General features: G+C 53.6%; 16 protein-coding genes. 1 reads left to right on the forward strand and 15 read right to left on the reverse strand.

The window, feature by feature from the left end; all coding sequences use genetic code 11:
• The first annotated feature begins 286 nt into the window (after positions 1-286).
• Positions 287-574 carry a hypothetical protein gene (locus tag HY868_26595; protein MBI5305725.1) on the forward strand — a complete coding sequence of 96 codons (288 nt, stop codon included), beginning with the start codon at positions 287-289 and terminating at the stop codon, positions 572-574.
• Positions 575-665: 91 nt separating this feature from the next.
• On the opposite strand, the gene HY868_26600 is transcribed toward HY868_26595, so the two are convergent.
• The 15 genes from HY868_26600 to HY868_26670 all read right to left on the reverse strand — a co-directional run bounded on the left by HY868_26600 (position 666) and on the right by HY868_26670 (position 14797).
• The gene (locus tag HY868_26600) at positions 666-1211 is read right to left on the reverse strand and encodes a Fe-S-containing hydro-lyase (GenBank protein ID MBI5305726.1); all 546 of its coding nucleotides are present in this window, start codon (positions 1209-1211) and stop codon (positions 666-668) included.
• Between the two features lie 88 nt (positions 1212-1299).
• A complete protein-coding gene (locus HY868_26605) occupies positions 1300-2373 on the reverse strand; it encodes a tartrate dehydrogenase (protein MBI5305727.1) in 1074 nt (357 codons plus the stop codon).
• Between the two features lie 100 nt (positions 2374-2473).
• Positions 2474-3322 (reverse strand): fumarate hydratase, encoded by an 849-nt coding sequence (locus tag HY868_26610; protein ID MBI5305728.1) that lies wholly within the window; start codon positions 3320-3322, stop codon positions 2474-2476.
• Between the two features lie 39 nt (positions 3323-3361).
• On the reverse strand, positions 3362-3826 hold the full coding sequence (locus HY868_26615; protein ID MBI5305729.1) for a hypothetical protein: 465 nt from the start codon (positions 3824-3826) through the stop codon (positions 3362-3364).
• Between the two features lie 67 nt (positions 3827-3893).
• Positions 3894-4862 (reverse strand): methylenetetrahydrofolate reductase, encoded by a 969-nt coding sequence (locus HY868_26620; protein MBI5305730.1) that lies wholly within the window; start codon positions 4860-4862, stop codon positions 3894-3896.
• Positions 4863-4957: 95 nt separating this feature from the next.
• On the reverse strand, positions 4958-5464 hold the full coding sequence (locus HY868_26625; protein MBI5305731.1) for a methylenetetrahydrofolate reductase C-terminal domain-containing protein: 507 nt from the start codon (positions 5462-5464) through the stop codon (positions 4958-4960).
• 125 nt (positions 5465-5589) lie between these two features.
• Positions 5590-6504 (reverse strand): bifunctional 5,10-methylene-tetrahydrofolate dehydrogenase/5,10-methylene-tetrahydrofolate cyclohydrolase, encoded by a 915-nt coding sequence (locus tag HY868_26630; protein MBI5305732.1) that lies wholly within the window; start codon positions 6502-6504, stop codon positions 5590-5592.
• Positions 6505-6596: 92 nt separating this feature from the next.
• On the reverse strand, positions 6597-7493 hold the full coding sequence (locus tag HY868_26635) for an NAD(P)/FAD-dependent oxidoreductase (protein ID MBI5305733.1): 897 nt from the start codon (positions 7491-7493) through the stop codon (positions 6597-6599).
• Between the two features lie 155 nt (positions 7494-7648).
• Entirely contained in the window at positions 7649-9127 is a 1479-nt protein-coding gene (locus HY868_26640) for an NADP-dependent malic enzyme (protein MBI5305734.1), read from the reverse strand.
• 167 nt (positions 9128-9294) lie between these two features.
• Complete coding sequence (locus tag HY868_26645; protein MBI5305735.1) at positions 9295-10221, reverse strand: dihydropteroate synthase; 927 nt, start codon at positions 10219-10221, stop codon at positions 9295-9297.
• A 91-nt stretch (positions 10222-10312) separates the two neighbouring features.
• The gene (locus HY868_26650; GenBank protein ID MBI5305736.1) at positions 10313-10774 is read right to left on the reverse strand and encodes a CoA-binding protein; all 462 of its coding nucleotides are present in this window, start codon (positions 10772-10774) and stop codon (positions 10313-10315) included.
• 51 nt (positions 10775-10825) lie between these two features.
• Complete coding sequence (locus tag HY868_26655) at positions 10826-11548, reverse strand: hypothetical protein (protein MBI5305737.1); 723 nt, start codon at positions 11546-11548, stop codon at positions 10826-10828.
• Between the two features lie 83 nt (positions 11549-11631).
• Positions 11632-12132, reverse strand: coding sequence for a GNAT family N-acetyltransferase (locus HY868_26660; protein MBI5305738.1), 501 nt, complete (start codon positions 12130-12132; stop codon positions 11632-11634).
• Positions 12133-12256: 124 nt separating this feature from the next.
• Complete coding sequence (locus HY868_26665) at positions 12257-12877, reverse strand: DUF3800 domain-containing protein (protein ID MBI5305739.1); 621 nt, start codon at positions 12875-12877, stop codon at positions 12257-12259.
• Between the two features lie 183 nt (positions 12878-13060).
• The gene (locus HY868_26670; GenBank protein ID MBI5305740.1) at positions 13061-14797 is read right to left on the reverse strand and encodes a zinc ribbon domain-containing protein; all 1737 of its coding nucleotides are present in this window, start codon (positions 14795-14797) and stop codon (positions 13061-13063) included.
• Between the last annotated feature and the right edge of the window lie 151 nt (positions 14798-14948).

Raw genomic sequence — 14948 nt, forward strand, 5'->3', positions numbered from 1 at the left:
AACTACTCAGCCAACCCACATTTACGCCGATGAAAAAACAAATTTATCCGCGAATAACGCGAATTGCGCGAATAAGAAGAAAAAATTAGCGAAGATTCGCGTAATTCGCGGATAAAGGAACGATGGCTGAGTAGTTACATTATCGAAGCAATTTAACCTGGGGTAGGCATGCCGGAAATTATGTTACCGTTGTGGTCAAAGTTGTTTTGGAATCTGATCATATACAGCGCGGCTATGTCGAATCTGCCATGTTGCCCGGTCGCGTGATGAAGAGGGCGATACTCGAATGGAAAAAATGAGGATAACCGACTATCACTATTATCCTGACAGTGATGAACTTGATCTTGTCATTAATGTGGATAAGCCACAATCGGCAATTTCGGTCTATGTGGACGATGACTTTTATTTGCGTGTTGACCCGGACACACATCACGTCGTCGGTGCGATGATTTTGAATGCGAGTGAGCTATTCGAAGACCTCGCGCGAGCTTTTGCGCTAAAAGAGTTGGATGATTCCAATGTACGTTTTTTCTTTGAACGGAAGATTGAAGCATCCGCGCTCGAACATGCTTGACGTATGCCGCTATTGAAAAGCGATGCCGCAAGTCGCCGACTACCACGTCGAGCTTGCGGCATTTTCTTTGTTCGACCAAGCACCCACGCGACTATTTTCGCGCGTACTGTTTCTTGCCGTCCTCGTACGCGTCGCCGCCGAAAATATCGTTAACGACGATGACCGGGAAATCTTCGACTTGCAACTCTTGCAATGCCTCCGCACCCAGTTCTTCGTACGCGATGACCTTGGCTTTTTTGATGCGTTGCGAGATCAGCGCCGCCGCGCCGCCCGTCGCGGCAAAGTACACCGATTTGTACTTCTTCATCGCGTCCTTGACCGGCGCAAGACGCAGACCTTTGCCGATCATCCCCTTCAAGCCGATTTCCATCAAGCGCGGCGCGTAACGATCCATGCGCCCGCTCGTCGTCGGTCCCGCCGAGCCGATGACCTGACCGGGTTTCGTCGGCGAGGGACCCATGTAGTAAACGATCTGTCCGGTAAAATCCACCGGCAATTTTTCGCCGCGATCCAGTGTTTCGACCAGGCGTTTGTGCGCGGCATCGCGCGCGACGTAAATCGTGCCGGTGATTTCGACGTTATCGCCCGCGTGTAGTTTTTCCAGAATTTCATCCGTGAGTGGAGTGGTTAGTTTCATCAGTTGCTCCTTGAGGAGCAGTGTTCAGTGTTCAGTGTTCAGTATTCAGTGAGCGACTGAATACTGACTACTGGATACTGAATACTGTTCACTGGTTTAGGATTGCGTTACAAATCGCGTCGCCACACTCGATGGTGTTCGCGGGTCCGCCGAGATCGGGCGTGAGCGCCTCGCAGTCTTGTGTAACCGAAATGATGCCTTGCATCACGCGGTCGCTCGCGCTTTTCTCGCCGAGCCAGTCGAGCATCATCGCGCCTGCCCAGATTGTGGCGATCGGATTCGAAATCTTTTTGCCGTAAATGTCCGGCGCGCTGCCGTGCACCGGTTCGAACATCGAAGGATACTTGCGTTCGGGATTCAGGTTCGCGCTCGGCGGCGTGCCGAGACTGCCCTGGATCGCGCCGCCGAGGTCGGTGAGGATGTCGGCGAACAAGTTCGATGCGACGACGACATCGAGCGTTTGCGGATTCGTGACGAACCGCGCGCACATCGAATCAATGTGCCATTTGTCCGTCTTGATGTCTGGATATTCCGGCGCGAGTTTCGCGAACACCTCGTCCCAAAACACCATCGAATACTGGCACGCGTTCGATTTTGTCACGCTCGTCAGTTTCTTTTTTGATGTCGTGCGCGCGAGTTCAAAACCGAATCGCATCACGCGTTCAACCGCGTGGCGCGTAAACACGCTCGTTTGAATCGCGACCTCGTGTTCGGTGTCAATGTGCACGCGCCCGCCTGCCCCAGAGTACTCGCCTTCCGAATTCTCGCGCACGCAGACAAAGTTGATGTCATCCGGTCCTTTGCCCTTGAGCGGTCCCGATAATCCGGGCAAGAGTCGAATCGGACGCAAGTTGATGTATTGCTGGAAACTCTTGCGAATTGGCAGGAGTAAGCCCCAGAGCGTCACATTGTCCGGCGCAAGCGTCGGCATCCCGACCGCGCCGAGATAAATCGCGTCGAACTTTTCCAGAATCTTCAATCCGTCCGCCGGCATCATCTTGCCGGTCTTGAGATAGAACTCGGTGCCCCAAGGCAATTCTTCAAAGCGCATTTCGAATCCGCCGACGACCTGGGACGCGGCGCGCATTGCTTTGACGCCCTCGGGCATCACTTCCATTCCGACCCCGTCACCGGGAATAACGGCGATGTTGTATGTTTTCATGGTTGTTTAGTGTGTTAGTGCGATAGTGCGATAGTGCGATAGTGCAAGCATAGTTTTTCAACTAACGCACTATTGCACTATCAAACTATTGCACTCGCTACTAGAGCACTGCTTCCTTGTATCGCGCGCTGTGGCACTGCACGTTCACGCCAACCGGCATACTGGCAATGTGACACGGCGAGACGAGCACGTTGACCGCGAGACTCGTCACGCGACCGCCCAAGCCCATCGGACCGATACCGAGATTGTTGATTTTTTCGAGCAATTCTTTTTCCAGTCCGGCGGTTTCTTCATCCGGGTTGTGTTCGCCGACCGGACGCAAGAGCGATTTTTTCGCGAGCCACATCGCTTGGTCGGCGCTGCCGCCGATGCCGACGCCGATAATCGTCGGCGGGCACGGGTTCGACCCAGCTTTGTCAATCGTGTTGACGACGAAATCGAGCACGCCTTGACGACCATCGGCTGGTTTCAACATTCCGAGTGCGGACATATTTTCGCAGCCGCCGCCTTTGGGCATGATCGTGATATGCACCTTGTCGCCTGGCACGACTTCGGTATGAATCATCGCGGGCGTATTGTCCCTGGTGTTCTTGCGCGCGCTGAATGGCATCCCAACCATAGACTTGCGCAGAAATCCATCCGTGTACCCTTTCTTGACGCCATCGTGAATCGCTTGAACCAACTCGCCGCCGACGATGTGAACTTCCTGACCTAGTTCGACGACGATGACCGCGACGCCGGTGTCCTGGCACAGCGGGAACGTGCCTTGCTTGGCAATCTCGACATTCTTGAGCAATTGATCCAGGACTTCTTTGCCTTGCGGCGATTCCTCGATTTCGTATCGAGCTTTTTTCAACGCGGCGACCACATCATCGCCGAGATAATGGTTCGCCTCAACAGCGAGGCGCGCCAACGTTTCCGTGATTTGGCTGGCTTGTATTTCGCGCATATTCACCTCACTCCTCAACTGGGCATCCCAGTTCGAATTTCACTTTCTGAACTTGAGCGTGATCGTGCACGCTTCCGCCGGTTTCAACCCGGCTGAAACCGAAAATTCTTTTTGCAGAATCGTTCCCAGTGCGCCGATCATCACACCGCCCCAGGGACATGCGGTGCCATCGAATTGATATTTGCCGACGCGCTTCGGGCAGATACCACACTGCGCGACCTGGATTGCTACGATATCCGGGTTTTCGCTTACCGTGACCGCGCCGGCAAGTCCGTTTTCTTCGAAAAATTTCGCCAACGCACCAGCCGAGTTGAGTGTTTTGCCCTGGCTCTTGGCGTACGCCAGAATTTCGCGCCCGACGTACTCGCCTGCCATATTTGCGATGGCTTGCGCGCCGCCCTTGCCCATCACACTGTACGTGCCCACCATATAACCGATAAACACCGCATTCAACAAACTGGCTGGTCCTTTTTCGCGCGCATTGGGTAGCATGGGATCAGACATCGTGAGCCGCCTTTTTTACAAAAAGAGGGCGGGGGTTGCCCGCCCTCGTGATTCAATTTTACAACTTTTACGCGGCGGCGGCAAGTGGTTGCGCCACCGTCAATTCTGCCGGTTTCGGTCTCGGTAATAGTCCCGCGCGTTCCACGATGAGCGGCACGGCTTCTTCCCATTCGATGGACATGATGTGCACACCCGCGATGCCGGGAATCTCGCGCATCTGTTGAATGATTTCGACGCAGACGTTGATGCCTTCGTCCTTCCACTTTTCCTTCGGCGTCTTTTCCATCCGCTCGACCCACTGTGGCGACACTTCCATGCCCGCGACGGAATCGCGCATATAGCGCGCCATGCCGGGCGATTTCAGCGGACCGACGCCGGCGAGGATGTACATGCGTTCGTGCAAACCCAGGTCAACGACTTTAGCCATAAATTCTTTGAAACGATCCACGTTGAAAATCATTTGCGTCTGAATGAACTGCGCGCCCGCGTCCGCTTTTTTCTTCAAGCGGAAGGGACGAAATTCGTACGGCGGCGCGAACGGATTTTCGACCCCGCCGACGAAAAAGCGCGGCGCGGGTTTGATATCTTCGCCGTTCTGGAATTTGCCTGCATCCATCCCACGCACCATCGCGATCAAGTTGATCGAGTCGAGGTCGTACACTTTTTTCGCTTCGGGATGATTGCCCCAACGCATGTGATCGCCGCTCAAGCACAACACGTTTCGCACGCCGAGCGCGTACGCGCCGAGCAAATCGCTTTGCATCGCAATGCGATTGCGGTCGCGGCACGTCATTTGGATGATCGGCTCGAAACCATCTTGTATCGTCATCACCGCCGCGCCGATAGACGACATACGTACGATAGCGGTTTGGTTGTCGGTGATGTTCGCGCCGTCCGAGACATCGCGCAAAAGTTTGGCTTTCTTGTGAACGATCGCGGCGTCCGCGTTTTTCGGTGGACCGAGTTCGGACGTCACTGCGAATTTGCCGGCGCGCAGAATTTTCTCTAGATTGCTGGCTGGCTCGCGTATCTCCATGATCTTCCTCTCAAAATTTTATCCGCGAATTACGCGAATTTCCGCGAAGGATTTCTTAATTCGCGTGATTCGCGTGATTCGCGGATAAAAGAATTTTACGCTTTCGCCGCAGGACTAGGCGGCGCGGCTTTTTTCTCTTCGGGTTTGGCGGGCGCGGTTTTCTTTACAGTTGGCGGATGGGACTTGACGCCATGATCGCGTCCGGTAAATACGTTGAGGAACGACGAGGTATTGATCAGTTCCCAATTGACCGGCTCGTGATTTTTGTACATATCTTCGCGCCACGCTTTAGGCATCGGCGCGGTCTTGGAGCGATAGTACGCGCGATACCACACACACCAGCGTTCGGGGTATACTTCGCAGTGACCGTTCGCGCGCACGCCGCCGCACGGACCATTGCGCGAAGTTTTGGGGCACCGCATCGGACAAGTATAGCCGTTTTCGTGCAAGAGGCATTGACCGCAAGACTGGCAACCGAACAAGGTCTTTTTGATAACGGCTTCGGGGGGAAGCATGACTTGGCTGAGGAAATTCTCAAAGCGCGGATGAGTGTTGATGTACTCGCGCGCCCACGCGATTGGACCGAACTCGTACCATTTCATCGGGACATGCCCTCCTTCAGGTGGCTAGCTAAATTATCCTGACAAGGAGTCTAATTCACGTTGCCTGCAAGTCAAAAATGGGTCAAAAAACGTAGAGACGTTCCGGCGGAACGTCTCTACGTTTTCTACATCAACCCAAACGCGTGTTTCGCGCCGCGTAAGGTGTTCTTCATCAGCATCGCGATCGTCATCGGTCCGACGCCGCCCGGCACCGGTGTGATTGCAGCCGCGATTTCTTTCACCGCGTCGAAATCCACATCGCCGACGAGTTTTTGCTTCGGCTTACCGGTCTTTTCGCTGATCGCCGGCGTGCCATCCGGGTTCAACACCGGAATGCCGTTCACGCCAACATCAATGACATACGCGCCGGGCTTGACCATGTCTGCCGTCACGAATTTCGGCTTGCCGATTGCTGCGACGACGATATCCGCCTCGCGCACAACCGCCGCAATGTCTTTCGTGCGACTGTGGCAAATCGTAACCGTCGCATCGCGTCCAAGCAACAACAACGACGCGGGCAACCCAACGATGTTCGAGCGACCCAGAACGACCGCGCGGCTGCCGCTGATTTTCGCGCCGATGCGGTCGAGCAGTTCGATCACGCCAGCCGGTGTGCAGGGTGCGAACAACGGTTCGCGGTTCTTCATTCCCAGTTTGCCGACGTTGATCGGATGGAAACCGTCCACGTCCTTGTCAATGTTCACGGCGCTGAGAATGATTTCTTCGTTGATGTGCTTTGGCAAAGGCAACTGAACGAGGATGCCATGCACCTTTGGATCCGCGCTCAACTGGTTCACGAGCGCGAGCAGTTCATCTTGCGTGATATTTTCCGGCAATTCGTTGTGATAAGATTCGATGCCGAGTTCCGCGCACGCCTGGCGTTTTGACGTAACGTAACTCACGCTGTCCGGGCGCGCGCCCACCAACACCGTTGCTAGTCCGGGCACGAGTCCTTGCGCGCGCAACTGGGCGACTTGTTCCTTGACCTCGTTCCGCACTGCGGCGGCAACGGCTTTTCCGTCAATGATTTGTGCGGTCATTCTTCTCCTCTGGTATAGTATTCAGTGTTCTGTGTTCAGTATTCAGTGGATTACTGAATACTGAACACTGTTTACTGAATACTGTTCATTGTTTACTGATTTAACAGATACTCGTACGCGCTCAACGCGGCTTTCGCACCTTCGCCGATCGCGATCAACACTTGTTCGATATACACGTCGGTGACATCACCGGCGGCGAACACGCCGGGTTTCGTGGTCGCGCACTTGTTGTTCACGGCAATGCGACCCTCGGCGTCCACGATCCCGAAATCCGCGACGACTTCGGAATTGGGCGTCAAGCCCATCTCGATGAACAACCCGTCTACTTTGACTTCCTGCGACGCGCCTTGTTGCGCGATGACGACGCTCTCGACGAACTCGTCGCCGCGCACTTCTTTCAACTGCGCGTCGTCGTAGAATTTGACTTTAGGATTCGCGCGCAATTTCTTGCCAAGTGCGAGATCGCTCGCGCCCTTGTCCGGCAAAATCACGTGCACCGCTTTGGCGACTTCGGCGAGTTCCGCCGCCGAGTGAATCGCGCGTTCGCTGCTGCCGTACAGCGCCGCTTGCTTTTCGATGAGTACTTGCGCGTGACTAATCGCGGAGTAAGACAAACCGCGTCCCATCAAACGCTTTTCGCCCGGCACGTCGAGCCGCCGTGGGCGCGCGCCGGTCGCGACGATGACCGCACGCGCTTCATACGTACTGCCTTGCGCGATTACCGAATAGCCATTGCCCTTGGGCACGACTTTGGTCGCGCGATCCGCCTTGTGCGCGAACTGCAAGTACTCCAACTGCCGTTTGAATTTCTCGACCACTTCCAAGCCCGAGATGATCTCGTGCCCTTCCAATCCTTTGAGTTGCAACCGATACGCCGTTTTGCCGCCGAGGTCTTCGCTGATGACGAGCGTTTCGATGCGTTTGTGCAAAGCATACACTGCCGCGGTCAAACCCGCAGGTCCGCCGCCGAGAATGATCAGGTCGTACATACGATTCTCCTTTTGACCTCTCCTCTCACCCCCTGCCCCCTCTCCCCTCCCCTCTAGCCACGCCGTTAAGGACGTGGCTAGAGGGGAGGGGAGAGGGGGTTGGGGAAGTGGGGTGAGGCGCATTTCAATTTCTGATCGAGTTGGCGAGCCGAACCTTAGCGCGCGCCTTTTTTCACCTTGCGTGCTGGTTTTTTCTTGGCTGACTTTTTGGCTGGCGGTTTCGCGGCAGTCGCTTTCTTCATCACCGCGACGATTTTTTTACTGGGCTTGGGCGCTTGGCTACCCTTAGGTAACTCGATGTAGCCGGTCGCCATCGCATCGTGCACCATGCCGCGCGCGCGTAAAATCAATTTCTTGGCGTACTCGTACTCTTGCTGGTACGTTACGTTCGTAATCTTGGCGATGCCCTGCTCGATCGCTTTCATCGCGACGGCGGCGGCTTCGCGTGGGAACACATCTACGTCGTCCATCGTCGGCATGATGTAATCCGCCGAGAGACCTTTCTCCTCCGCCATCGTCGCCATCTCGACGGCGGCGGCAATGCACATCTCGTCGGTAATCGTCTTGGCGCGCACATCGAGCGTGCCGCGGAAAATGCCGGGGAAACCGAGCGAGTTGTTGACCTGGTTCGGAAAGTCGGAACGCCCGGTCGCGACGACAACTGCGCCGGCTTCCTTCGCGTCCCAGGGCCACATTTCGGGAATCGGATTCGCGCACGCAAAGACAATCGCGTCCTGCGCCATCGTCGCGATCCATTCTTTCTTGAGCACATCGGGACCTGGCGTCGAAAGCGCGATGCACACATCCGCGCCTTTGAGCGCATCGGCGATCCCGCCGGTGCGTCCTTCGGCGTTCGTGATGTTGCACAGTTTCCACTTGTCCACGAACTCGGCTTTGCGTTGTTCGATGTCGGTGCGCCCTTTGTGCAAGATGCCTTTTGTGTCCACCATCATGCACAGCGCGGGTGTCGCGCCGTACGAAAAGATCAAGCGGCTGATCGCGACGTTCGACGCGCCGCAACCGATGAACGCGATTTTCACTTCGTTGATTTTCTTGCCGACGACTTTGAGCGCGTTGATCAAACCGGCGAGTGTTACCGTCGCGGTGCCTTGTTGATCGTCGTGCCAGATCGGAATCTCGCATTGTTCGCGCAGCGTGTCGAGGATGCGAAAGCATTTCGGTTGCGATAGGTCTTCGAGGTTGACGCCGCCGAGCGAAGGTTGCAACAATTTAACCGTGTTGATAATCACATCGGGGTCTTTGCTGTCAATCATCAACGCCACGCCGTCCACCCCACCCAGGTACTTGTAGAGGAGCGCCTTGCCCTCCATCACCGGCAAACCGGCTTTGGGACCGATGTCGCCGAGACCCAGAACGCGCGTACCGTCGCTAATCACCGCGACGGTGTTCCACTTGTTCGTGTGTTGATACACCAATTCGGGATCGGCTTGAATCGCCCTGCATGGCGCGGCAACGCCCGGCGTGTACCAGATCGCGAAATCGTTGAAATCACGAACGCAACATTTCAGCATCGTTTCGACTTTGCCGCGATAGAATGGATGCAGTTCCATCGCGTCTGCCGCCGGCTTTTTCGCCTTGGCGAGCAGTTCTTCTTTGGTGACTGGCTTTGTCATTGAAACCACTCTCCTTTGAGGTTGGAAGTTAGAGGTTGGATGTTGGAGATTAGAGGTTGGAAATTGGAAGTTGGAAGTCGGATAGGCGAACTGAATTCGATCTTCTAACTTCCATCTTCTAACTTCGAAATTCCAACTTCCATCTTCTAACTTCCAATTTCCAATCTCTAGACGTTGAGATATGCGTCAGCGTAAATAACCTTGTTCAACAGAACTTGGATCGTCTTCCAGATTGCGACCTGGTCTAGGTCTTGCATGTCCACGTCATCCGGCGTCACTTCTTCACCCGCCGCCGTACGATCAAAGAGCGTGACGAGCAACTTGCCGACCGGCGTCGAACCATCGCGCGCTTCGACGATGCGGATGAATTCTTTGAGATGGTGATCGAGCGGATCGGCAATCGCCATGTCGAGACCGACCGCCATCAACATCACCATGTACGTGCGATTGAGGAGCGGGCGCAATTCGTTCGGCACCTGGTTCGACACATTCGACAAACCGGCATTCGTCTTGACCGGCAAACCGGATTGTTTGAGAATCCGCACCGCTTCGACGCACTGCGGGACGAACTCTTGGCAACCTTTCACCGTCAACACGAGCGGGTCAATAATGAGATTTTCGAGCGGCAAGCCGACTTCTTCCATGCGCGGCACGAGTTTTTCGAGCGCGAGCGACACGCGCGATTCCGCGCTGACCGGAATGCCTTCCTTCGCCATCGTCAAGCCAATGAGTTGCGCGCCGTACTCGGCGGCGACGAGCGGCACGGCTTCGAGACGTTCCGCTTCCGCCGAGGTCGAGTTGATAATCGCGCGTCCGCGCGGAATTTTCTTCAAGCCGGCTTTGATCGCTTCGAGATTCGTCGTGTCGAGCGACAACGTGAAATCAGTCCCGACCGCTTCTTGCACGACTTCGACGAGCCAGGGCACGATTTCGGTGCCGGCTTTTTTCTGCGGACCGACGTTCAGGTCGAGCGCGCTCGCGCCGTTTTGCATTTGCTTGCGCGCGAGGTCAACGAAAAATGCGCCGTCGCGATTCGCGATGCCTTCCTTGACTTTGGGTGAGATGATGTGAATGTTCTCGCCGATAATGTACATGTGCTCCTCCTTTGGAGTGTGTGAGTATACAGGTTGACAGGTAAACAAGTAAACAAGCACCGACCTGTCTACTTGTTTACCTGCCTACAGATTACGCGCCTTGCGGCAATCCACCAAACCACTTGGTGACAGTATAGTGCATTTTGTGTCCGAACCCTTGCGGTTGCAAATACATGAACGGGCACACACCGTACACGGTTGCGATGTTTTGCTCTTTGCAAAATTGAATCGCGGCTTGCGACACCGCGCCGGGTCCGCCGCCCTTGTGCATCCACACGCGCGGGATGCCGAGTTCTGCCACCTCGCGCACGACCTGATCGGTCACGCTTGGCGGCACCGCGAGCAGAACGCCATCGAGTTTCGCCGGCACGTCGCGCAACGCGGCGAAACATTCGACGCCGGGAATCTCGCGTGCGGGATTGACCGCGTACACATTGTACCCCCGTTTTTTGAATTCATCGTACAGTGTACGACCCCAACCCATTTTATCGCGCGTCACGCCGACGATCGCGATGTGTTTTTGGTTCAGAAAATCCTGTGCCAGTTCTTTCATGTTTACCTCGTAGGGATAGAAGTTGGAGGTTAGAATTCGCTCCTCCAGTTTCTAACGTCCAATTTCCAGATTCCATTTCCACAATCGCGCGAACACGTCCTCCAACGCCGGACCCAGCTTCGCCGGGTCATCCGTTTTTTCCGGCTCGTTCTGGAACACGGCGAACGGAACGTGATGCCCTTTGATTTCAATGACACCTTCGGTCGCGCCGCCGGAAATCTGCTCCCAATCGTTCACCTTGTAGTAGCGTTCCATCTTGGCATCCGGCAGCGAATGATAGAGAATCGAATCTTCCTGTCCTGGGCGAGCGCGTTTGTGATTGCGTCGCACCGATTCTTCGTACGAGACGCGAATGTAAACGATGACCGCGCGTTCAAGAATTTCGTCCGACAAGTACGCGAACGCTTCACGAAATCCGCACTCGCCGCCGCGCGCGAATTCGAGAATCACCGTGCGGTCGCGCAGACAATTCGCATCGCGCGCGAGTCGTTTGGCGAACGCGAGGTTCATCTTTTCGATGTACAAATTCCAGGTGAACGGATCGAGAAAAAAGTAATTCGCGTCGGTATCCTGGCGCGGACGACCATGCTTGGCGCGGATCTTGTCGTCCTCGAACGTTTCCCACACCCAGACAAAATCGTCAATCTCGTCGAACGGCGCAATCCGCAATTTCGCGCGGCGTTCGTCGTCCTGCAATTTCTTGAGATAGTCAATCACCTCGCTCTTGCCCGCTGCCGGGCGACCGATGAGGATGATAACTGGAAAGGTGTCCATAATTTTCAAAGGCGGAAGGATGAGGGATGAAGGATGAGTTTTTCGCTACGTCTTTTCATCCTTCATCCTTCTGCTTTCATCCTTTACAAAAACAACTCCATCAAAATTTCGTCGTCATATTTGTCGTCAATCAAAACCTGCCGCGCGAATTTTCCGCACGGTGTAAAACCCAAGCCGAGGTAAAACTGTTGCGCGTTTGCGTTGCTCGCGCGGACAAAGATAACGAGCTTTTCGTACCCGTGCTCGCGCGCAAACGCGATGGTGTGCGCGGCGAGTTGCCTGCCGATACCGCGCCCGCGCCACTCGCGCAAGATTTCTGTGCCGATGGTTCCGACGTGATCCATCGAGCGAATGAACCGCGCCCACAAGTCGAGCGTTTGAAACGCGATGACTCGACCGTCCTGCTCCGCGACGAAAACTCCTTCGCGTTCCGAAAGCGACGCGACGTACTCGCGTTCTTGTTCGAGCGTGAAAGGGCGATCAATCGCCGAATAGATTCGCTCGGCGGCGATTTCCTGCCAGATGGCGACGATGCTGGGCGCGTCGTCGGGTGTGGCGCGGCGGATCGAAAATTGTGTTGACACGATTTCTGTTCAGTCGTATAATAGATTCACAATAAACCAGTTCGTCTGGTTTACGCGCCCCCGACGATAAGGTCGCCAAGAGAGGTGGTCTTCCTCCATGAGGATAGTCGGGGGTGTTTTATTTTCATCGTTCCGGCTCTTGCCACAGATCAATGACCTTGTTTACAAAGGTCGCGTAATGCTCTTTTTGTCCCTGCACCACATATTGTCGAATCGCGCCGGCAATCATATCCGCCAATTGTAGACCATCCTCGTTCTGGGATCTGCCTCCGACGATTTTGCTGAATGGTCGTTCACGTTCCCTTTGGCGACACTCAACCGATAATCGTAAACGCAATGCTCGGCAAAGTGCTGGCGTCCCGGCATCCACAATTAACACATCATTGGCAAGCTCTGCTTCTGGCGCACGTAAAACTAATCGCGTCGTAAACTCGACCATCAATTCCTGCCCGCCCATTTCGGTGAACGGCAAGGTCAAGGCGCGTTTGTCAATCACGACTGCACGAACTCGGAATTGCACTTGCTCGACAGCATGAAAGAAATGTTGTTTCTGGACCCGCGTCGTTTTATATGTCTTGAACTCAAACCGCGCCGGCAAATGCAATGCTTGGCGAACAGCAGCTAAAGCCGATAGTGCATTGTGTTCTGCCAATTGCACCATCGCCAACACAAAATAACTGGACGAACCCTCCGCTCCGCTCAATCCAGGATCGCCCGAATCGTCGAGGTAGTGGTACTGTGCCATTGTTATTTTGCCTTGACCTCGAAGCATTGAGTACGCGATTGACAAACGAATCGCAGGCGATTATGATGCAACAAATGCAGCCGAATACTGCCAGTATTGGTGGGTGTCCGAAAGGACTAGACTGTGCCCCCTAACCATGGGGGTTTTTATTTGCGATTGACACCTCTTGTGGGCGAAGTACTTTCACTTTAGTGCAGCAAGCAACCCGCTGGAAATGAAACCCATACCCAAGTACAAAGCAATTAAGGCGAAAACGATAACTAGTGAGACCTGAACACCGTAAATAACTTGTTCAAAGTGTGGGATTGAACGCCTAATATCTTGAAACAATGCGCCTGGGGCAATTGTCAAGACCAGCACTAGCAGTAGTAGGGTAGAAGCAACAAGATTGGTGAAATAGATCAAGCCGGGTCTCACCCCGAAAAGATCAACTCCAGTTGTTCGGAACCCGAACCAGATTAGTGGCAACCCCAGGCTCGCGAGTGTGATAAAGAAATATATGTACATTCCCAATGTCGTAGCCTCGGTACCTGCGAAAATAAATTTCCTTTCAACCGCAGGCGCAAAGCCAAAAGATGCGCCACAAAGTATCAATACAAATATCATTACTGTAAATGCTGCTCCCCATAGTGCCAGGGGATCTACCGAAGTACTACCACCGATGTATGTCTGGTAACCACGTAGCACTAATATCATGAGTGCGCTCAACAAAGAGAATGAACAGATCGGTAAAACAAGGTATCTGATCATCCTCAATAGGTATATGAGTATTTGCCTAAAAGTTGCGACCAGATTCTGGACAAAATTAATTGTTGTAAGAGCTCCCAATGTTGCAACGATAACAATGATCCTAGTCATCTCGAGTACAGTGCCGACTAGATTAAGCACCAATCTCTCAAGATCGTTCTGAGATCGTGCTAATAAATTACTTACATTATCTTTGGCAGAAACGTAAAACGACGGCTTGGGGGCTTCAAAGTTCGACGTAGCTTGTGCAACACCTGATGCAGCTAGAGAGAATATTGAGGTAGCGGTCAGTATACCTGATATCGGATTTCTCCATTTGAGGAGTTCTAGAAGCCATGGCAACTTGACATCAGGCAAAGGCGTCATTCCCAAAAGTCTCGGAAGGAATACACCTAACCCATATTGCACCAAGTTAGTTAGGAACTGAGTTGAGAATAAATATGCGGTAATGATCAATAACCAGAGCGCAAATATAGAAGCTTTAGTGCCCTCTGGAGGTTGCCTTTGTAGTAATATGAACAATAATACGAGCGGAACAATCAGTCCGGCTACTACTGTAGCTTGTAAAACCAGATCACGAATCAGGTTGTTCTGTATAAGAATTGCCCAAACCCCCCAGAGTCCAAAGATGAACGACCCTGTTCCAAGAAAGTAGCTACTCGCAAGCTTAACCCGAGGCATTGCCTTACTTCGACCGAGGAATATTCCCCATATTGTTCCGGCAACCCAGAGAGACAGAGGAACCAGGAATGACCAGTCTCGATAGGTACCCTGAAATTGTGTCCACAGAGATCCAAATATCGCCTGAGTAGGGTTTGTATGTGATAGCCAATCAACGACCACCCACACTCCCCAAATAAACGTGAAAGCAAAAATCAGAAATGTCGCACTGGTGACAACTGCTCCCCGAGAAAAAATGGCGGCGTAAAGGTGAATTATACCGAGTGCAACCAAAAGGTACATTGGCCAAATAGCATTGCTAGCGCGAAACAGGATGAACGACGCAAGTACAGAAATAATGAACGTCAATATGGTCAATCTGTCGAAGCGAATAAGAAAATGACCACAGTTATCGCATATAAGATCAACCTCGGTAGCAGGATGACCACATTTGTCGCAGTGAAACTCAATATCCCAGGTCTCTTGTTGTGCCGGTTGACTTTTTCTTAGCATAGTTTGTTTACTCCTCGTATAATAGATTTGCACGAACAGGGTGTCCCAGAGAAAATGACTCGGCGTTTCGACGGGTCACGTGGGCAGTTCTTTTTCTCCATGTTGGCTCGTGACTTCTTTTCAAAGACTGTTACCCACGCCGAGCGGTCCT

The sequence above is a fragment of the Chloroflexota bacterium genome, assembly GCA_016219275.1.
In the GTDB taxonomy this organism is placed as follows: Bacteria; Chloroflexota; Anaerolineae; order UBA4142; family UBA4142; genus JACRBM01.